Raw genomic sequence first — 18,726 nt, 5'->3', positions numbered from 1 at the left:
TCTGGAGACCGAAAATGCGTGCCGCCTCGACCCTAACGTTGCTAGCCCTGTTCCCCTTCTTCGCCGCTTGCCAGATGTTCGACAGCGAGCCCGCCAAGCTGTCTACCGCCGGGCTGACCCGCATGCAGGGTGAATTGACGGCGGTGGACGGCAAGCTGTTGTTCCAGCCCTGCAACGACCAGCGCAACTACGTGGTCAACGACACCGGTGGCACCAGCATCCTGCAGGAAGCCGCCTCGCTGGCCGGTCAGCAGGGCGCGTTGTTTGCAGATTTGCGTGGCAAGTTTTCCGGCGTTGCCAGCGGCACCCAGGGTTCGGTGGACCTGCAACAGCTGTATCGCGTCGAGCGCTCGACCTCAGCCTGTGGCGACCCGGACTTCAAGCGCATGATCCTGCGGGCAAACGGCCATAAGCCGGCCTGGGCGATGAGCGTCACGGCCAAGGGCATGGTGCTGGAGCGCGAAGGCCAACCGCCCCTGGCAGTGCCTTATGTCGAAGAGCAACTGGGTGACGGGCGCTTCAACCTGATGACCGACGCCAATAACCAGCACATCGAATTGTGGGTCGCCCCGCAGCGATGCGTCGACAGCGTGAGCGGCAGCCTGCAGCACATGACCGCCCAATTGCGTGTCAACGGCCAGGTCCAGCGTGGTTGCGCAGCCTTTGGTGGCTCGCGGGACGACTGATTGCGCCCTGCGCCGTTTTTTAACCTGACGGAAAGACGCCATTGGGGCTTATAATCGCCGGTTTGCAAAACAGCCGGCCTTCTTGCCCGCCGCCTACCGGATCCTGTCATGTTACGAATCACCGAACTCAAGCTGCCCATCGACCATCCCGAAGAAGACCTGCGGCCCGCCATCGTGCAGCGCCTGGGCATCGCCAGTGATGACCTGCTCGATTTCACCCTGTTCAAGCGCAGCTATGATGCCCGCAAAAAGTCCTCGGAGCTGTGCTTCATCTACACCGTCGACTTGAATGTAAAGGGCGAAGCCGCCCTGCTGCTCAAGTTCGCCGATGATCGCAACGTCAATCCGGCGCCGGATGTCAGTTACCACGTGGTAGGGCAGGCGCCGGAAGGCTTGGTCGAACGGCCGGTGGTGGTCGGTTTCGGCCCATGCGGCATCTTCGCCGGGCTGCTGCTGGCACAGATGGGCTTCAAGCCGATCATCCTTGAGCGTGGCAAGGAAGTACGCCAGCGCACCAAGGACACCTGGGGCCTGTGGCGCAAAAGCGTACTCAACCCTGAGTCCAACGTGCAGTTCGGCGAAGGCGGCGCCGGGACCTTCTCCGACGGCAAGCTGTACAGCCAGATCAAGGACCCGAAATTCCACGGGCGCAAGGTGCTGCATGAGTTCGTCAAGGCCGGCGCCCCGGAAGAGATTCTCTACGTCAGCAAGCCGCATATCGGCACGTTCCGTCTGACCGGCGTGGTGGAAAACATGCGCCAGCAAATCATTGCCCTGGGCGGTGAAGTGCGCTTCGAACAACGGGTCACCGACGTCCTGATCGAAGAGGGCCAGTTGAAGGGCGTGGTCATCGATGGCGGCGAGCAAATTCTCTCCAGGCACGTGATCCTCGCCCTGGGCCACAGCGCCCGCGACACCTTCCGCATGCTTCACGGCCGTGGCGTGTACATGGAGGCCAAGCCGTTCTCGGTGGGCTTCCGTATCGAGCACCCACAGTCGCTGATCGACGCCGCGCGCCTGGGCAAATACGCCGGGCACCCGAAACTCGGCGCCGCCGATTACAAGTTGGTGCACCACGCCAAGAACGGTCGCTCGGTCTACAGCTTCTGCATGTGCCCTGGCGGCACCGTGGTGGCCGCGACGTCGGAGCCCAATCGCGTCGTGACCAACGGCATGAGCCAGTATTCGCGCAATGAACGCAACGCCAACTCAGGCATCGTGGTCGGCATCACGCCTGAGGTGGACTACCCAGGCGGCCCGCTCGCCGGTATCGAACTGCAGGAGCGCCTGGAGTCCCATGCCTACGTGCTCGGCGGCAGTAATTACGAGGCCCCGGCACAGTTGGTCGGCGATTTCATCGCAGGCCGGCCGTCCACGGCCATCGGCAGCGTAGAACCGTCCTACAAGCCTGGGGTAGCCCTGGGTGACCTGGCCCTGGCCCTGCCGGATTTCGCCATCGAAGCCATCCGTGAAGCCTTGCCGGCGTTCGAAAAGCAGATCAAAGGCTACTCGCTGCACGATGCGGTCTTGACCGGTATCGAGACGCGCACCTCATCGCCGCTGCGCATTACCCGCAATGAGTCGATGCAGAGCCTCAACGTGAAAGGCTTGTTCCCGGCCGGCGAAGGCGCGGGTTATGCCGGCGGGATCCTGTCGGCAGGCGTTGACGGGATCCGGATTGCCGAAGCGTTGGCGCGGGATATGCTGGGCATCGAGGCCTGAAAACATGTGGGAGGGGGCTTGCTCCCGATGGTCATAGGTATCTACACAACTTTGTAGCAGCCTACGGTAACCACGATGCGAAGCGAGCCGCTCTTGCTTTTGATCTTGATCTCAGTCGCCCCGTTAAACCACGCTGGCCGGAATCCGATAGTGATTTGGGGGGTAAACCGGCAGGGATGCCGGTTTAGCCGCCCCGCGCCATGGATGGCGCGTGGCGGCGGCCCCCCAAATCACTGTCGGATTACGGGCACACCGAGCCTGGGCGAGGTGCCGAGTGGTGGGGCGAGGACCTTTTGGTTACTTTTGGGTCCTTCCAAAAGTGACCCGCTGTAAGAGCCAGCCCTTTCAAGGTCTTTGATAAAATCCCGCAAAACTCCGATCAGGGTGACGAAAGCAATGTGGGCAGAGGTTCTAGCGCGGTTTGAGAAAAAAGCGCCAGCCAGTGTCATGACCAGAGTGATATTGGAGCAGGCTGTTCCTGCTGAATGGGTCGATCAGGTGTTCGAAGAGCACCGTCAGCGGCAGTACCCACGTGAGCTTTTGTTTTCAACCATCGTTGAACTGATGTCCCTTGTTTCATTGGGTTTGCGACCTTCGCTGCATGCCGCCGCGCGACAGATGGAAGATCTTCCTGTCAGCTTGGCGGCGCTGTATGACAAGGTCAGTCGTACAGAGCCTGCGCTACTGCGCGCCCTGGTCACCGGTAGCGCAGAGCGTTTGGCACCGACGATAAAAGAACTGGGGCACACAGCCATTTTGCCTGGTTGGCAACTACGGGTCGTTGACGGTAACCACCTGCCTTCCAGCGAAAAGCGTCTGGGCGCTTTGCGCCGTGAACGAGGCGCCGCCCGGCCTGGTTTTTCCGTTGTGGTTTACGACCCCGATCTGGACCAGGTCGTTGATCTTCAGCCTTGTGAAGATGCCTATGCCAGCGAACGCGTCAGCGTGCTGCCGTTGCTGGAAAAGGCCTGTGCGGGACAACTGTGGATGGCTGACCGACTCTACTGCACGCTCCCAGTCATGGAGGCCTGCGAAGATACCGGGGCCTCGTTCATCATTCGCGAACAGAGCAAACATCCACGCCTGCTTAAGGAAAGCGACTGGCAGCTGCCTGTTGCGGTCGCGGCAGGCAGCGTGCGTGAGCAAATCATCGAAGTAAAAGGTGGACGCCAGTGGCGGCGAGTCGAACTGAGCCTGCAAAACCCCACCGAATCCGGCGACACCACGCTGCTGTTCTGGAGCAACTTGCCCGACTCTATCAGTGCTGAGCAAATCGCCGATTTGTACCGCCGTCGTTGGAGCATCGAAGGGATGTTCCAGCGCCTGGAAGCGGTGTTGGACAGTGAAATCGAAACCTTGGGCAACCCTAAAGCAGCCCTGTTGGGATTTGCATCAGCCGTGTTGGCTTACAACGTTCTGGCCGTGCTCAAACGCAGCGTCGAGCAGGCTCATCGCCAGACTTTGCCCGACGATTGGGAGGCATCGATTTTCCACCTGACGGTGCAGGTACGCAGCGGTTACGAGGGAATGCAAATAGCCTTGCCAGAATATTTATCCATCCCTATCCCCGCAGCGGGGCTGGCTCAATATCTGCTTGCACTTGCTCGAAATATCCAGCCCAAAGCGGTCGTCAAGAGCAAGCGAGGGCCGAAGGTGCCTAAACCCAAGGAATGGCTGGAAGGCAAAGCCGCGAATGCCCATGTGTCGACGGATCGGGTGCTCAAGGCCGCTAAAATCAAAAGACCTTGAAAGGGCTGGCTGTAAGAGCGGAACCGCCAGCCGCCGTTACCGCAGCAACGGATATGTACTCGCTCTGATCCAACACCCTGGTCGGCTGTCAGGCCGCCATCGGGGACAAGCCCCCTCCCACATTTGGAACGCGAGACGTCAGTTAGAGAGGCTTCGGCTCCAGAGCCGTCACAGGTTCAGGGCCATGCTAAAGCTGTGTAGATACCTATGCCCCGATAGCAGTGGTTCAATCTGAATTTTTTGACTGACACACCGCAAGTCGGATCGTCGCACCGCCCCTCCCACATTGGGTTTGCGGGGTATCAGATATTGGCACGCAGGATGCTGGCCGGCAGTGGCTCACCCTGCTCGACACTCGCCGCAACGGCCGCAATCAACCCTTGCAACGCATAGCCCTGCGCCGACAGCCACGCCTGATCATAATAAGTCGTGGCATAGCGCTCGCCACCATCACACAAGATCGCCACGATCGACCCCGACTCCCCCGCTGCTTTCATTTGCTGTGCAGCTACCAGGGCACCGATCAGGTTGGTCCCGCTGGAACCGCCCACGCGCCGCCCCAACCGCTCGGCCAGATAATGCATGGCTGCCAGAGACAGCGCATCCGGCACCTTGACCATCGCATCGATCACAGCGGGCAAAAACGAGGCTTCGACCCGTGGCCGGCCAATCCCTTCGATCCGTGAGCCGCAGTCCAGACGCAGGCTGGCGTCGCCGCTCAGGTAATAATCGAAAAACACCGAACGTTCGGCATCGGCACATAGCACTCGCGTGCAATGCTGGCGATAACGCACATAGCGCCCCAGGGTCGCAGTAGTGCCGCCAGTTCCGGGGCTGGAAATCAACCAGCTCGGCTCCGGGTGCTGCTCGAAACGCAACTGTTGGAAGATCGACTCGGCGATGTTGTTGTTTGCGCGCCAGTCGGTGGCGCGCTCGGCGTAGGTGAACTGGTCCATGAAGTGGCCGCCGCTTTCCTGGGCCAGGCGTTCGGATTCGGCGTAGATCTGCGTGGGATCCTGCACCAGATGGCTCTTACCACCATAAAAGGCGATTTGGGCGATCTTCTCCTGGGAAGTGGTGGCGGGCATCACGGCGATAAACGGCAGGCCGAGCAGGCGCGCAAAATAGGCTTCGGAGATCGCCGTCGAACCGCTGGAGGCCTCGATCACTGGGGCGTGCGGCTTCAGCCAGCCATTGCACAACGCGTACAGGAACAGCGAGCGCGCCAGCCGATGTTTCAGGCTGCCGGTCGGGTGGCTGGACTCGTCCTTGAAATACAACTCGATACCCGGCAAACCCGGCAATGGCAAAGGGATCAGATGGGTGTCTGCGCTGCGCTGGAAATCCGCTTCAATGATACGAATGGCTTCGCGGGCCCAGGGACGGTGATCGCTCATGAGGAGGTTTCTCTAAGAATTTCAGCCCCGATATTAGGGGGTTTCCTACACTGCACACAGATACAGTGAGGACTCAATTGGACACACAATTGCTAGGCTCAGAAACAGCGCCCGCTCTGACCGACGCTTATAACAAATAAGAATATAACTTTTGTTTTAACAACTAACGGTACGGGTTAGGGTACCCACCTATTGAACCTGGATTGGAGAGCATCCCTTGCCTCTGCGAAGCACTTTCACCCGTTTTTTCCAGCTGGAAGCCGCCAGCGGTCTGTTGTTGATTGCTGCTGCCGCGTTGGCGCTGATTATCAACAACTCACCTTTGTCGCACCTGTATGGCGCCTTTCTCGACACCCCGGTGGTGGCACAGGTTGGCGCGCTGCAAATCGCCAAGCCCGCCTTGCTGTGGATCAACGACGGCCTGATGGCCCTGTTCTTCCTGCTGATCGGCCTCGAAGTCAAACGCGAGCTGCTCGATGGTCACCTGTCCAAACCGTCCCAGGTCGTCCTTCCCGGCGCGGCGGCTATCGGCGGCATGGTCGTCCCCGCGCTCATCTACTGGGCGCTGAACAAGGATAACCCTGCAGCCCTCGCCGGCTGGGCGATCCCGATGGCCACGGATATCGCCTTTGCGCTCGGCGTCCTGGCGCTGCTGGGCAAGCGCGTGCCGGTGTCGCTGAAACTGTTCCTGATGACCCTGGCAATCATTGACGACCTGGGTGCCATCATCGTCATTGCGCTGTTCTATTCCGCTGACCTGTCCGGCGCATCCCTGGCGGGTGCAGCGGCCTGCCTGGTCGCCCTGATCGCGATGAACCGCCTGGGTGTGGTCAAGCTCGGGCCGTACCTGATCATCGGCCTGATCCTGTGGGTGTGCGTACTCAAGAGCGGCGTCCACGCCACCCTCGCTGGGGTGACCCTGGCGTTCTGCATTCCACTGCGCACCAAAAATGCCGAAACCTCGCCCCTGCTGACCCTTGAGCATGCGCTGCACCCGTGGGTGGCCTACGCCATCCTGCCGCTGTTCGCGTTCGCCAACGCCGGGGTGTCACTCACCGGCGTCAGCCTTGAGAGTTTCACCCACCCTGTGCCCATGGGCATTGCCGCCGGCCTGTTGATCGGCAAGACCATCGGTGTGTTCGGCCTTACCTGGCTGGCCATCAAGACCGGCATCGCCTCACTGCCCAGCGGTGCGAACTGGGGCCAGGTGCTGGGCGTGGCGATCCTGTGCGGCATCGGCTTTACCATGAGCCTGTTTGTCGGCTCACTGGCATTTGTACCGGGGGTCAGCGAGTTCGCCGGCGAAGATCGCATGGGGATTCTGACCGGGTCGATAGTGGCGGCGTTTATTGGTTATGCGGTGACGGCAATAGCAAGTCGCAAGAAAGCCGTTATTTCATAGTTGAGGTGCCATCCAAACACCAAAAAGCCGCCTCGACCTGAATCGAGGCGGCTCCACTTCTCAGACCTTACAGGTCATCAAAGCTGTCCCGCAGGAATACCCATACGTGATAAAAACGCAGGGCATTCACCACGAGGTTCCACGTACGTCGTGCAAACTTAGACATACTCGGCCCTCCTAGAGTTGGGCCTACCTCCAGCGCACTTACCGGAACACGTGAGCCTTCGAATGCTGTCATTGCGTTCCATGAGGCGGCAGGGTTGACGGGCCCTCCGCATCAATCCGGCACGGATTACTAGCCCGTGGCGGCTGGTCCAGAAAACTTGTTTTTGCTGACCCCGTCGACTCACAGAGTGACGAACGTAGAACGGCCTCGATACTAGCTGAGCGGCCCGTTGAAGGTGTGACTAAGCGCAGAGTGGCCCGGAATATTTATTGCCATTTTTTTCTGACAAAAAAAGTAGCAGAAGCAACAGTCCCTCTCAGAGCCGCATCTTGCGTGAAACGTCAACCGACAGTAGTATTCCGACATGTCATTGCGTTCTGTGAGCATGCAAGCCGAGCTTCATATGGCCTTGCGATAAAAAACCGCCCTACTAAGGCGGTTTTTTATTACCTGCCACTTATGCATTTTTGGAAGATCCGGCCAACAGACAAAGAAAAACCCCAACCAGTCACCCGGTTGGGGTTTTTCTTTGCCTGTTGCCTACGCGTTTAGCGAGTAACGCGGCTGGTACCGTCGACCGTCATGATGCGCACACGGTCGCCAATGCGGAAAATTTCATTTTCCTGCACGGCTTGTACGTAGGAACGCATGCTGCCGTCGTCTTCACGAACGGTAATTTCCACGCCTTGAGTACGGGTCAGGCCTTCTTCGGTGGCCGAGCCCAGCAGGCCACCGGCTACCGCGCCGATCACAGCGGTAACGATGCTGCCACGGCCGCCGCCGATGGCGCTGCCGCCAACGCCGCCGATGACCGCACCCGCAGCACCGCCGATTGGGGTCTTGGTGCCTTCGATTTTGACCGGACGCAGGGATTCGATGGTACCCATGCGGACGGTCTGTACACGACGCGCCTCGTCACGGGAGTACGAGTCGCCGGTCAGACTCGAGGCGCAGCCACCCAACAGCAATGACAGGGTGGTAAAGCAGGCAACTAGTAAAACGGACTTACGCATAGCATCAACTCCAAAGGACAGGTATTCATTAAACGCTGCAGCCTGGCGCCTGTCACGGCGAGCCAGGCAGAAAAGTGCTTTCATTCAGCCTGAGTACAGGCTGTCGGCACCACACAGCTCGACGAACGGTAGCTTAACCAAAACATGCCATAGCGTGGTTAGTCAGTGTAGCCATACAGCCGAAAACGCCGAAGTCTCCTGCATAAAGACTTCGGCGCAAAGGGTATGATTCAAATTAGATGACGAAAGGGGACGCTCAGGGCGCCAGACGCTCGCGCGTCCATTGGCCCGCTTGCAGCCGATAGTTAAGACGGTCATGCAGGCGGCTGGCGCGGCCTTGCCAGAACTCGATGCGCTCGGGTAACAAACGATAGCCCCCCCAATGCTCGGGGCAGTCGGGCTGGGTGTCGCTGAAACGCTGTTCGGTCGCCTTGAGCAGCGCCTGCAGTTCTTCGCGATCACCAATGACCTTGCTCTGCGGCGATGCCCACGCCCCCAGGCGGCTGCCCAGAGGTCGTACCTGATAATACGCATCCGATTCTTCAGGCGTAACCTTGACCACGCGACCTTCAATGCGCACCTGACGCTCGAGGGTCGGCCAGAAAAAGGTCATTGCCGCGAATGGCCGCGCCGCCAGTTGTTCACCTTTGGCGCTCTGATAGTTGGTAAAGAAGGTAAAGCCCTGCGCATCCAGGCCCTTGAGCAACAGGATGCGACAGTGCGGCCGACCCTCCTGGTCGACCGTGGCCAGGGTCATGGCGTTGGCCTCCACCGGTGCCTGCTCGGTTTTCACCGCATCGGCGAACCATTGGTGGAACAAGGCAAACGGCTCGTCCGGGGCCTGGGCCTCGCTCAAACCGTCCCGTGTGTAGTCACGGCGCATATCGGCCAGTGCCTGGGTCATGCGGCGTTATCCTTCTGGTTCAACGGATCAGTTTTTCGCCTGGTCGTTACTCGCCGGTGCAGCAGCCTTGGCCTTGGCCGGAGCCGGTTTCTTTGCAGCCGGTTTGGCCGGGGCTTTTTTTGCGGCTTTAGCAGCTGGCTTGGCGGCGGCCTTCTTGGCTGGCGCTTTCTTCGCAGGGGCTTTTACCGCCGGGGCCGGTGCGGGAACATCCTGCACGGCAACCATTTCCGCCACAGGCGGGGTCTTGCCCGAGTTGTACTTGTTCAGCAGCGCCAACATAGTTGTACGCTGAGTGAACATGATTTCCATGCGACGATTCAGCGCACGGCCCTGGGAACTGTCGTTGGCGGCACGCGGCATCAGGTCGCCCATGCCACGCAGCATCAGGCGATCCTGCTTCAAACCGCTGAGGCTGAAAATCGAGGCAATCGACTGCGCACGCTCCTTGCTCAGCGCCTGGCTGGCCGGCGCGCTACCGGTGGCATCGACGTGGCCCAGCACCAGTACGGCGGTCTTTGGATCCGCTTCGACGGCCTTGGCGACGCGAGTGAACGGGCCCAGGGTCACCGGCAGCAGCATCGCTGGACGTTTCGGGTTGTAGGAGCCGTCCACTGGGGCAATCACTACCAGCACGTTGTCACGACGTTCCAATTGCAGGTTGCTGTCCTTGATGGCGGCACGCAGGCGCGGCTCATAATCGTCCAACCAGGCCTGGGTGATTTTCGGATCAGGCATCGGCACGTTGGTCACATCGACCTTGGCCAGCGGCTTTGGCTTGGTATCGAACGGCCACCACCAGTGGGCTTCGGTATCGGTCTTGGCCACGACCGGAGCACCGTCCGGAGCCGGGGTTGCGGCCTTGAGGTCAGCTTTCAGGTCGGCCTTGGCTTCGGCGGCCTTTTCGTCGGCGCTCTTGGTGGAGAATGGCCACCAGCTGGAGCCTGTGTCAGTCTTGGCTGCCGGAGCAGGCGCTGCGGCAGTGGCAACAGGCGCGGCATCCTTGGCGCCGGCAGCGGGCTTGGCGTCCGGCTTGGCGTCGGTTTGGGTCACTGCGTCCTTGGTAGCAGCCTTATCGGTCCCAAATGACCACCAGTGCCCACCTTCGGCATCATTCTGTGGTGTTTGTGCACAGCCGGTAATAGTGAGGCACAGCGCCAGTGCCAAGGACTTGTTCGATAACATGAGATATCCACAAAATGAGAAAAAACCAGGGGGGCCAGGTGCCCCGTTAAACCGACGCTTAAAGAACATTGAAGTTACATCATTGCGTTCAGCGTCTTCTTATACGTGTCTTTGTAACAAAAAATTGTGAAACAGCAAGGGGTTTATAGACAACCGGCCAATATTCCGACCAACTTCTGCGCACGTGGGTCCATAAGTACATAGGGCCCCAGGGTATTAGTCACGAAACCGAACGCTACATCATGCTCAGGGTCGGCAAATCCTACCGAGCCCCCTGCCCCGGGATGCCCAAAGGCGCGCGGGCCAAGGCCGAATGTCGCATTGGGCAACTGCGGTTGGTCCAACATGCAACCCAGGCCGAAACGGGTTTGGGTCAATAAGGTTTTATCCGGGCCAATACTGTGTTCACGGGTCAATTGTTCGAGCATGTCGCTTTCGAGCAAACTACCGTCCAATAAACCGCTATAAAACCCGGCCAGGCTCCGTGCATTCCCGTGACCATTTGCCGCCGGTTGCTGCATACGCCGCCACTCGGGTTTATTAGTGCTGGTCAGAATAGACGGTGGGTTGGCAAATGCACGGGTAGTCATGGCCGTGGGTTCACGCATCATTACTTGAAGTAACCGTTGTGCCGCGGCATCGCCCATATTGCCTTTGCTGCGAGCTATATGGGCGACACGATAAAATTCTTCGTCCGCCAGGCCGACGTGAAAATCCAATCCCAATGGCCGCGCCACCCGCGCCACAATGGACTCTCCGGGCCCGCGCCCGTCAGCACGGCGCAGCAGCTCACCGACCAGCCAGCCATAAGTGATCGCCTCGTAGCCGTGACCCTGGCCGGGTGTCCACCACGGCGCTTCGGCCGCCAGGGTATCGACCATCAGTTGCCAGTCGTACAGGGCTTCGGCGGGCAGCATCTCGCGGATCGCCGGCAACCCGGCCTGGTGGCAGAGCAACTGGCGCAGGGTGATGGATTCCTTGCCCGCCGCCGCGAATTCCGGCCAGTACTCGGCCACGGGCGCGTCCAGCTTCAGCTTGCCTTCGGCCACCAGTTGCAGCGCAGCGACCGCAGTGAAGGTCTTGGTGCAAGAGAACAGGTTGACGATCGTGTCGCTGTGCCAGGCTTCGGCGCCGTCCTTGTCGGCGGTGCCGGCCCACAGGTCGACGACCGTCTCGCCGCCGACCTGGATGCAAAGCCCGGCGCCGCGCTCCTGAGGGTCATCGAACAATGCGGCGAACGCTTCACGTACCGCTTCGAACTGGAGCTCGTAATGACCCTGAATCTGCACCTGAGCGACCTCGAAAAACATCATGAAAAGTGGCCGACATTGTTCCAGCCATTAGGGGTTTTGTGAACCCATCAACGACGAATCAATGCCCATTTGCGGAGTGCCCGCCGGCGTGCCCGGCGCCCTGGCCTGCGTCTTTGCCGGCCTGGCCCGCCCGGCCGCCCTCGCTCTCGCGCGCCGCGCCGGCCGCCTTGGCCTTTTCGGCCGCCTTACCCAACTGGTCGACCGCCGCGAGATTGCTTTTGCGCACGCTGTCGACAAAGCCCTGAAAGGGCACGTCGGTAATACCAACGAGGCCGAAGTGACCGTTTTCACCGTCCAGCAAGCGCCCGGTCACCGGCTGGTCCAGGTACTGGAACCAGTGCACGCCGACAATCGACGGCTCCGCCATGGCTTGCTTGAGGAAGGCCGCGTACGCCGCGCCACGCTCTTCTTCGGCGGCCAATTGGGTGACGCCGCCCCAGAACGGGCCACGGTCGGTCGAGCCAAAATTGAATTCGGTGATCAGTACCGGCTTGTCGAGTGCACGCAGGGCGGCGAAGTCATAACCGTCCTGGGGCTTGAGGGTGTACATGTTGAAGCTCAGCACATCGCAGTACTGGGCACAGGCTGCCACGGCTTCGGGGGTGCTCACCGCATAACGCCCACCCAGCAGCAACTGGTTGGGCGCGTGCCATTTCAGCGAATCGGAAATGGTCTTGAAGTAAGCGTCGGCGAAGGTCTTCTGGAAATACTTGAAGTCAGCCTCGATTTCGGGATGCTCCGGGTCAGGCATAGGCGGCTCGAAGCCAGGGTCTTCCATCAGTTCCCAGCCGGCCAGGTGGATGCCCCAGGCTTTCGACAGACCTTCCTCATTGCGGTATTTGTCGCGCAGTTGCTTGAGGAAGGCACGCTTGGCCGGTACGTCGGTGGTCATGCGCAGGGTGCCGTAGGCCAGGGCGTAACGGGATTTTGCATCGCCGCCAGGGCCGGCCCAGGCCAGTTCGTTGTCGGCAAAGAAGCCGATCAGCCACGGGTCGTCGCGATGATCGCGAGCGGCAATGGCCACGGCGCGTTCAGTGGCCATGGCAAAACGTGGGTCGAACGGGTCAGGCATGCCGCCCCACCAGTCGGTGCCGGTGCTGATGCTGGCGTAGTCACCCACAATCGACAGCGGCAAGGTGTAGGGCACGCGGTCGGCCGTGGCCAGGTCCGGATCGCTCCAGTTGCCGACGGTGTTGAAGCCCCAGGCTTGCAGGCGATCAAGGGTGTGGGTCACCCAGCGCTTCTGGTCGAAACCGTCGGTGCCGGTTTCAGTGCCATAGGTGCGCTGCAGATTGGCGCCATAAAAATCATACCAACGCCCTGCGCCAAAACCACGCCCCTCGCCCGCGCCGTTGCCGGTGCGGTTATCGCCGCTGCCGTAATACTTGTCGAAGGGCTCGCCGGCCTTGGGCAGCGCCGCAAACATCCACTCACGCCCGGCCACGTAGGTCTGGCTGTTGTCCGGGGCCACGGTGTTGACACCCAGCGAGTAGAACGGATGGCCTTGCGGTGTGACCAGATACCAGCGACCGTCGCGCTTTTCAGTGCGGAAGAAGCCGCTGGCGTCGAACGCCGGGCCCTTGTTCCAGCCGCCGTACTGATCCAGGGAGGATTTGTCCCGCTCGGCAAGCCACACCTTCAGTTGTTGTTGCTCCTTGGCCGCCACAGCCTTGAGCTGCTCGTCGTTGCTGACTTTTTCCGGCCAGCGCGCGCGGGTGGACTGGCCGTAAGCGTCCACCAGTTCGCTGTAGGCAGCTTTCATCACCGGCTCGCTGTCCTGCACGCCAAAGCGCTCCAGCAGGATGCTTTGGGCGGCATTCGGTTTGATCATCGACAGCGTCACCGACACCACCTGGCTGCGGTCGATGTCCCCGGCGCTGGCAGCCAGCAACACACGCTGGCCGTCCACCGTCATCGGCATCGGCGGGCCGGCCTTCATGCCCTGGCTCAGCGGCGAGTGGGCTTGCAGCGGCACCAGCAAGGTCTGGGCCGGGCCGGCCGGCAAGTCGATGCGGCTGAACAGGGTTTTACCGTCGGCACTTTGTACCTTTACGTAGAGGGTCAACGCCCAGTTCATGGCGCTCTGGATACGCAGGCTCATGGCGCCCGATTGCGACCAGTCCCACACGCCCGTTTGCGGGCTGAGCACCAGGCTCGGCTCGGCCGCCGGGTTGAAGGTGATGCGGCGCAGCACCTCGCCTTCGGGGGTTTGTTCGGCGTTGTATTGCGGCAGGCTGGCGTCCTGGGTCGCCACCTTGACCACATCGGCGGGCCGGACGAAGTTGAACAGAGTTTGTTGCCCGGCCGGTGCGGCCATCAAGGGCGCAGCGAACAGCAGGGCAAAAAGAGCGGGCAGCGTGCGAATCATACGAACAAGGTTCTCCCAAACGGCCGATGGCTGGCCTGATGACATACAGTGAGATAGACCACGCAGTGGACGAATTCGCCCACGGTGGCTTAAGAAATTTCGCGCCTGAACGGCGGCAAGGCATTCAGGATGGCCTTGCCATAGCGCTGGGTGACCAGGCGGCGATCGAGCAAAGTGATGGTGCCCCGGTCCTGCTCGGTGCGCAGCAAGCGCCCGCAGGCCTGCACCAGTTTCAGTGAAGCATCGGGTACCGAAATTTCCATGAATGGGTTGCCGCCTCGGGCTTCGATCCATTCGGCCAGCGCGGCCTCAACCGGATCGTCCGGCACCGAGAACGGGATCTTGGCGATCACCACGTGTTCGCAGTAGGCGCCGGGCAAGTCCACGCCCTCGGCAAAGCTCGCCAGGCCGAACAACACGCTGGAATCACCGCCATCGACCCGCGCCTTGTGCTTGTTCAAGGTTTCCTGCTTGGACAGGTTGCCCTGGATAAACACCTGTTTACGCCAGTCGCGATCAAGGCCGTCAAACACGTCCTGCATCTGCTTGCGCGACGAAAACAGCACCAGGGTGCCCCGCGAGCCTTCCACCAATCCGGGCAGGTCGCGGATGATCGCCGCCGTGTGCGCCGGCGCGTCCCTTGGGTCGGCCTTGAGGTCGGGCACCCGCAGCACGCCGGCGTCGGCGTGGTGGAACGGGCTCGGCACCACCGCAGTGACGGCCTTTTTCGGCAGGCCGGCGCGCATGCGGAAGCGGTCGAAGGTGCCAAGGGCGGTCAGCGTGGCCGACGTCACCAGGCAGCCGTAGGCCACGTTCCACAGGTTGCGGCGCAGCATTTCGGCGGCCAGGATCGGGCTGGCATTGACCTCGATATCGAACAGCGCACCGCTTTCCGACAAGGTCAGCCAACGCGCCATGGGCGGGTTGTCTTCCGGGTCTTCGACGGTAAAGGCGGTCCACAACTCCCAGTTGCCCTGGGCGCGGGACAGCAGGCTACCGAACAGCGGGTACCACTCTTCGGCCTGGTTGCTGGCGATGCCGATATTGACCTCGCCATCCATGCCTTCCTTGAGCAAGTCCGTAAGACGGGTGAACAGGTCGGTCAGGCGTGAAAAGCCTTTTTTCAGTTCAATGCCCATTTCGCGCATATGCTCGGGAATCATCCCGCCAACAAACCGGTGACGCGGCCGCTCACGGCCTTCCACGTCTTCGCCGGGCTTGAAGTCGGCCACCTGCTCGCAGGCGCTGAACATGAACTGCTGCTGGGTCTTGATCTCCCGAGCCAGCTCGGGCACCTGTTCGATCAGCTTGCCCAGGTCACCGGGCAGCGGATGCTGGGCCAGCAGCTTGGTGAGGTTCTTGGCGGTGGTTTCCAGCCAGTCGGCGGTAGAGCGCAGGCGCGTGTAATGGGCGAAGTGGCCGATGGCCTTGTCCGGCAGGTGATGGCCTTCGTCGAACACGTACAGGGTGTCGCGCGGGTCCGGCAGTACGGCGCCGCCGCCCAGGGCCAGGTCGGCAAGCACCATATCGTGGTTGGTGACGATCACATCAACCTTGCCCATACCTTCGCGGGCCTTGTAGAAGGCGCACTGGCCGAAGTTGGGGCAATGGCGGTTGGTGCACTGGCTGTGGTCGGTGGTCAGGCGCGCCCAGTCGGAATCCTCCAGGGCGGTGGGCCAGCTGTCGCGATCACCGTCCCATTTATTGCCCGCGAGTTTCTCGATCATGCTGGTGAACAGCTTCTGGCTGGCCTCATCGACCTCGATCTTGAAGCCTTCTTCTTCGAACAGCGAGGCCGTAGCGGTCTGCGCGTGGCCTTCCTGCAGCAACACATCGAGCTTGGACAGGCACATGTAGCGGCCACGCCCCTTGGCCAGGGCAAAGGTAAAACTCAAGCCGCTATTGCGCATCAGGTCAGGCAGGTCTTTGTAGACAATCTGCTCCTGCAGTGCGACGGTCGCCGTAGCGATCACCAGGCGCTTGCCTGCGGCCTTGGCGGTGGGGATCGCAGCCAGGCTGTAGGCCACGGTCTTGCCGGTGCCGGTGCCGGCCTCGACGGCCACGACCGCCGGTTCGCCCGCACGGCGGCCCTCGTCGTCAGTGTCGATATCCCCGAGGACTTTCGCCACTTCGGCGATCATCAGGCGTTGGCCGTAGCGCGGTTTCAAGCTCTTGGCTTCGAGAAAACGCGTATAGGCGCCCTGGATCGTAGTTTTGAGTTCAGTGCTGATCATGGATAGTCGGGCGCAAAAAACGCTGGATAAATTTTCAGTGGTTCGGATCGGCCGCTATCATACCCCGCTAATTAATCCCGCGCAGAACGGAGTACCACAATGACCGCGTTTAGCCTCGCTTACACCCTGCATGTATTGGCCGCCCTGATCTGGGTCGGCGGTATGTTTTTCGCCTGGATGATCCTGCGCCCCGCCGCCATGGCGGCCCTTGAGGGCCCTGCCCGGCTGAAGCTGTGGGCAAATGTGTTTCAACGTTTTTTTGTATGGGTGTGGGTGGCGGTGCTGATTTTGCCGATCAGCGGCGTCGGCCTGATGCACCTGCGCTTCAACGGCTTTGAAACCGCACCGCGTTATGTGCAAGTGATGATGGGCTTGTACCTGGTAATGACGGCGCTGTTTATTCGCATCCAGGCGTTGAAGTTTCCGGCGTTGAAGGCGGCGGTGGCGGCTGAGGACTGGCCGGCGGGCGCGGCGGCGCTGGGGCAGATCCGCAAATTGGTGGGGATCAATCTGATCGTGGGGTTGGTGGTGGTGGCGATTGCTTCGGCTCGGCCAATGTTCTAAGCACAGCGCCAAGCTTCAAGCCTGAAGCTGCAAGCTTTGAACTTGCAGCTTTGAACTTGAAGCTTGAAGCTTGAAGCTACGGCGCTTCAGAGCCGTTGAATGGTCACAGACCCCGCAGGCCCAGCCGGCCCCGGCTGCCCTTCCAACCCAGGCCGGCCCTTGTCGCCGCCATCGGCGCGGTACACCAGGCAGCCCTTGGACTGCCCGCCCTTGCCAGGTTTGCCCGCTACACCGGCCAAACCACCGGCGCCGCCGTCCACCAAGACCTTGATCTTGTCGCCTGGGAAATCCTGAGCCAGCTCAATACGCACCGCCGCCCCCGACGCCCCCGGCAACCCATCGCCGCCGTTATCGCCATTGAACCCGCGTCCGGCCGAACCCCAGGTGCAACCCGGGTCGACGCCATTGGCACCATCCAGGCCCGCGTACCCTTGGGCGCCGGCGCCACCACGGGCATCCACCGACAGTTCTTCGGCCGTCAGTGAATTAATACGCAAGGTCAGGTCACGCCCGGCTTTGGCCGGTTTTTCATGAGTGCCGGGTGCGCCGCGGGAGGTGATCTGGCTGCCGTGCTCCAGTTGAGCCTGGCGCACCTGCAACTGCAGCGCAGTATTGCCAGGAACAATGGCGATGCGCGCGTCACGCCCCAGATGCAGTTGCTCCACCGCGATCTGACTGATGGTGGCCGGAATCAGCAGGGTGCCGTAGTCCGCCACGTCCAGGCGCTCCAGTTGCAACACGCTGGTGCTGCTGGGCAGGCGCATCAACGAGTTGGTTTCGACACTGACACTCTGGGCCAGGGCAACGGGGCTGACCAACAGGGCCAGCAGAAAAACCTTACGCATCATGGGGCTCCCGAGTGTTTTCAAATTTTTCTTTGGACGCACAGTAACGACTTCTGCAGGCGCTTTGCCAGTGAAGGATCAAAAAACTTCGCACGCAACGACTCAAGTGCCGGCGGTATTACCCGGATGCTCTAGGCCCGCACGCCCAGGCGCGCTAGTCTCTACGGTCCTGATGTGAGGATCTGCGATGACCGCTGGAATTTCTGCCCGTACGCCCCAGCAAGCGTTGGCTGCGCTGTTGGACCTGCACGCTCCCAAACGCCTGCTGCTGTTGGGCGCCAGCCACTTCCCGGCACTGGATGCGTTTAAAACAGCGCACCCCGATGTGCTCGTCAGTGTTGCGCAGCCCGGGCCACTGCCTGCCGACCTGGCGGCGCAGCGTTTTGACCTGGCGCTGGTGGTCGATTGCCTTGAATACCTGCCCAAACCCCTGGGTCTGAGGTTATTGGGCGGTATCCGTAACCTCAATGCCAGCCGCATCGCGGTGCTGGTGGACATGGATGCCTGCGCCTGGAAGGAAACCGACTTTTTCTCCCTGGCGTTGCAAGCCAGTGAGCGTTTCCAGCGTGATGAGCAAGTGCTGACGCTGTTTACCTACGATCTGCTTGACTATAAACAAGTGCCGGACTGGCTCAACGCTCGCTTCTGGGCCAATCCGGAAAATTTTGGAAAGTATTGGTGGTAACACGATGAGTACATCCATTTGCCCCTGCGGCAGTGGCAATCTGCTGGACGCCTGCTGCGGCCATTACCACGCCGGCCACCCGGCGCCCTCTGCCGAGGCGCTGATGCGTTCGCGTTACAGCGCCTACGTGCTGGGCCTGGTGGACTATCTGGTGAACACCACCCTGCCGGCGCAACAAGCGGGCCTCGATCGCAACGCGATTGCCGCCTGGAGCGCTCAAAGCACCTGGCTCGGCCTTGAGGTGGAAAGCTCAGAGGTGTTCGGTGGCCAGCCGGAGCACGCCTTCGTCACGTTCACGGCGCGCTGGCACGACAGTGCTGGTGAACACAGCCACCGTGAACGCTCTTCTTTCGTACAGAACGAGGGGCACTGGTACTTCATCGATCCGACGGTGGAGGTGAAGGCCGGGCGTAATAATGTATGTTTGTGTGGCAGCGGACAGAAATTCAAGAAGTGCTGTTCCAGCTACTTTTAACGACCTGACAGGGATAACGCC

15 protein-coding genes are annotated in these 18,726 nt (G+C 60.9%); 7 read left to right on the top strand and 8 right to left on the bottom strand.

The genetic code is table 11. From position 1 onward, the window contains the following. The first annotated feature begins 14 nt into the window (after nucleotides 1-14). The 3 genes from C4J89_RS06590 (at nucleotide 15) to C4J89_RS06575 (ending at nucleotide 4,157) form a co-directional block, all read left to right on the top strand. Nucleotides 15-686, top strand: a complete 672-nt coding sequence (locus tag C4J89_RS06590) for a COG3650 family protein (RefSeq protein WP_124361650.1) — start codon at nucleotides 15-17, stop codon at nucleotides 684-686. Between the two features lie 108 nt (nucleotides 687-794). Beyond that, nucleotides 795-2,408: an NAD(P)/FAD-dependent oxidoreductase gene (locus C4J89_RS06585; RefSeq protein WP_124366147.1), complete on the top strand. Its 1,614-nt coding sequence runs from the start codon at nucleotides 795-797 to the stop codon at nucleotides 2,406-2,408. 447 nt (nucleotides 2,409-2,855) lie between these two features. Continuing rightward, nucleotides 2,856-4,157 (top strand): IS4 family transposase, encoded by a 1,302-nt coding sequence (locus C4J89_RS06575; RefSeq protein ID WP_124416004.1) that lies wholly within the window; start codon nucleotides 2,856-2,858, stop codon nucleotides 4,155-4,157. 302 nt (nucleotides 4,158-4,459) lie between these two features. On the opposite strand, the gene C4J89_RS06570 is transcribed toward C4J89_RS06575, so the two are convergent. Next, a complete protein-coding gene (locus C4J89_RS06570; protein ID WP_124414035.1) occupies nucleotides 4,460-5,554 on the bottom strand; it encodes a PLP-dependent cysteine synthase family protein in 1,095 nt (364 codons plus the stop codon). 217 nt (nucleotides 5,555-5,771) lie between these two features. Between C4J89_RS06570 and nhaA the strand changes: the two genes are divergently transcribed. Beyond that, nucleotides 5,772-6,956 (top strand): Na+/H+ antiporter NhaA, encoded by a 1,185-nt coding sequence (gene nhaA / locus C4J89_RS06565; protein ID WP_124414034.1) that lies wholly within the window; start codon nucleotides 5,772-5,774, stop codon nucleotides 6,954-6,956. Between the two features lie 714 nt (nucleotides 6,957-7,670). Here the strand turns inward: nhaA and C4J89_RS06560 are convergent. The 6 genes from C4J89_RS06560 to dinG all read right to left on the bottom strand — a co-directional run bounded on the left by C4J89_RS06560 (nucleotide 7,671) and on the right by dinG (nucleotide 16,136). Further along, nucleotides 7,671-8,135 carry a glycine zipper 2TM domain-containing protein gene (locus C4J89_RS06560; RefSeq protein WP_065886131.1) on the bottom strand — a complete coding sequence of 155 codons (465 nt, stop codon included), beginning with the start codon at nucleotides 8,133-8,135 and terminating at the stop codon, nucleotides 7,671-7,673. Between the two features lie 256 nt (nucleotides 8,136-8,391). Next, on the bottom strand, nucleotides 8,392-9,039 hold the full coding sequence (gene pdxH / locus C4J89_RS06555; protein ID WP_124361646.1) for a pyridoxamine 5'-phosphate oxidase: 648 nt from the start codon (nucleotides 9,037-9,039) through the stop codon (nucleotides 8,392-8,394). Nucleotides 9,040-9,066: 27 nt separating this feature from the next. Next, a complete protein-coding gene (locus C4J89_RS06550) occupies nucleotides 9,067-10,221 on the bottom strand; it encodes an OmpA family protein (RefSeq protein ID WP_124414033.1) in 1,155 nt (384 codons plus the stop codon). 143 nt (nucleotides 10,222-10,364) lie between these two features. After that, complete coding sequence (locus C4J89_RS06545; protein ID WP_124368943.1) at nucleotides 10,365-11,510, bottom strand: serine hydrolase domain-containing protein; 1,146 nt, start codon at nucleotides 11,508-11,510, stop codon at nucleotides 10,365-10,367. An 82-nt stretch (nucleotides 11,511-11,592) separates the two neighbouring features. Then, the gene (locus C4J89_RS06540) at nucleotides 11,593-13,902 is read right to left on the bottom strand and encodes a beta-galactosidase (RefSeq protein ID WP_124414032.1); all 2,310 of its coding nucleotides are present in this window, start codon (nucleotides 13,900-13,902) and stop codon (nucleotides 11,593-11,595) included. 89 nt (nucleotides 13,903-13,991) lie between these two features. Continuing rightward, nucleotides 13,992-16,136, bottom strand: coding sequence for an ATP-dependent DNA helicase DinG (gene dinG, locus C4J89_RS06535; RefSeq protein WP_124361643.1), 2,145 nt, complete (start codon nucleotides 16,134-16,136; stop codon nucleotides 13,992-13,994). A 99-nt stretch (nucleotides 16,137-16,235) separates the two neighbouring features. Between dinG and C4J89_RS06530 the strand changes: the two genes are divergently transcribed. Further along, nucleotides 16,236-16,700, top strand: coding sequence for a CopD family protein (locus C4J89_RS06530; protein ID WP_124414031.1), 465 nt, complete (start codon nucleotides 16,236-16,238; stop codon nucleotides 16,698-16,700). A gap of 86 nt (nucleotides 16,701-16,786) precedes the next feature. Here C4J89_RS06530 and C4J89_RS06525 read toward each other — a convergent pair whose 3' ends face one another. After that, nucleotides 16,787-17,545, bottom strand: coding sequence for a collagen-like protein (locus tag C4J89_RS06525; protein ID WP_124414030.1), 759 nt, complete (start codon nucleotides 17,543-17,545; stop codon nucleotides 16,787-16,789). A gap of 187 nt (nucleotides 17,546-17,732) precedes the next feature. On the opposite strand from C4J89_RS06525, the gene C4J89_RS06520 reads away from it, so the two are divergent. Both C4J89_RS06520 and C4J89_RS06515 read left to right on the top strand, forming a co-directional pair. Then, complete coding sequence (locus C4J89_RS06520) at nucleotides 17,733-18,230, top strand: DUF6231 family protein (protein WP_124361640.1); 498 nt, start codon at nucleotides 17,733-17,735, stop codon at nucleotides 18,228-18,230. A gap of 4 nt (nucleotides 18,231-18,234) precedes the next feature. After that, entirely contained in the window at nucleotides 18,235-18,705 is a 471-nt protein-coding gene (locus C4J89_RS06515; RefSeq protein WP_124414029.1) for a YchJ family protein, read from the top strand. The last annotated feature ends 21 nt before the right edge of the window (nucleotides 18,706-18,726 follow it).

This window comes from Pseudomonas sp. R4-35-07, from assembly GCF_003852235.1.
Classification (GTDB): Bacteria; Pseudomonadota; Gammaproteobacteria; order Pseudomonadales; family Pseudomonadaceae; genus Aquipseudomonas.
Note: the sequence above shows the minus strand (reverse complement) of the source record. Positions and strands in the feature narration are given on the sequence as shown.

Bases quoted from the DNA above. Each gene is read 5' to 3' on its own strand.
- C4J89_RS06590 (WP_124361650.1), top strand. From the start codon at position 15: ATGCGTGCCGCCTCGACCCTAACGTTGCTAGCCCTGTTCCCCTTCTTC.
- C4J89_RS06585 (WP_124366147.1), top strand. From the start codon at position 795: ATGTTACGAATCACCGAACTCAAGCTGCCCATCGACCATCCCGAAGAA.
- C4J89_RS06575 (WP_124416004.1), top strand. From the start codon at position 2,856: ATGACCAGAGTGATATTGGAGCAGGCTGTTCCTGCTGAATGGGTCGAT.
- C4J89_RS06570 (WP_124414035.1), bottom strand. From the start codon at position 5,554: ATGAGCGATCACCGTCCCTGGGCCCGCGAAGCCATTCGTATCATTGAA.
- C4J89_RS06560 (WP_065886131.1), bottom strand. From the start codon at position 8,135: ATGCGTAAGTCCGTTTTACTAGTTGCCTGCTTTACCACCCTGTCATTG.
- pdxH (WP_124361646.1), bottom strand. From the start codon at position 9,039: ATGACCCAGGCACTGGCCGATATGCGCCGTGACTACACACGGGACGGT.
- C4J89_RS06550 (WP_124414033.1), bottom strand. From the start codon at position 10,221: ATGTTATCGAACAAGTCCTTGGCACTGGCGCTGTGCCTCACTATTACC.
- C4J89_RS06540 (WP_124414032.1), bottom strand. From the start codon at position 13,902: ATGATTCGCACGCTGCCCGCTCTTTTTGCCCTGCTGTTCGCTGCGCCC.
- dinG (WP_124361643.1), bottom strand. From the start codon at position 16,136: ATGATCAGCACTGAACTCAAAACTACGATCCAGGGCGCCTATACGCGT.
- C4J89_RS06530 (WP_124414031.1), top strand. From the start codon at position 16,236: ATGACCGCGTTTAGCCTCGCTTACACCCTGCATGTATTGGCCGCCCTG.
- C4J89_RS06525 (WP_124414030.1), bottom strand. From the start codon at position 17,545: ATGCGTAAGGTTTTTCTGCTGGCCCTGTTGGTCAGCCCCGTTGCCCTG.
- C4J89_RS06520 (WP_124361640.1), top strand. From the start codon at position 17,733: ATGACCGCTGGAATTTCTGCCCGTACGCCCCAGCAAGCGTTGGCTGCG.
- C4J89_RS06515 (WP_124414029.1), top strand. From the start codon at position 18,235: ATGAGTACATCCATTTGCCCCTGCGGCAGTGGCAATCTGCTGGACGCC.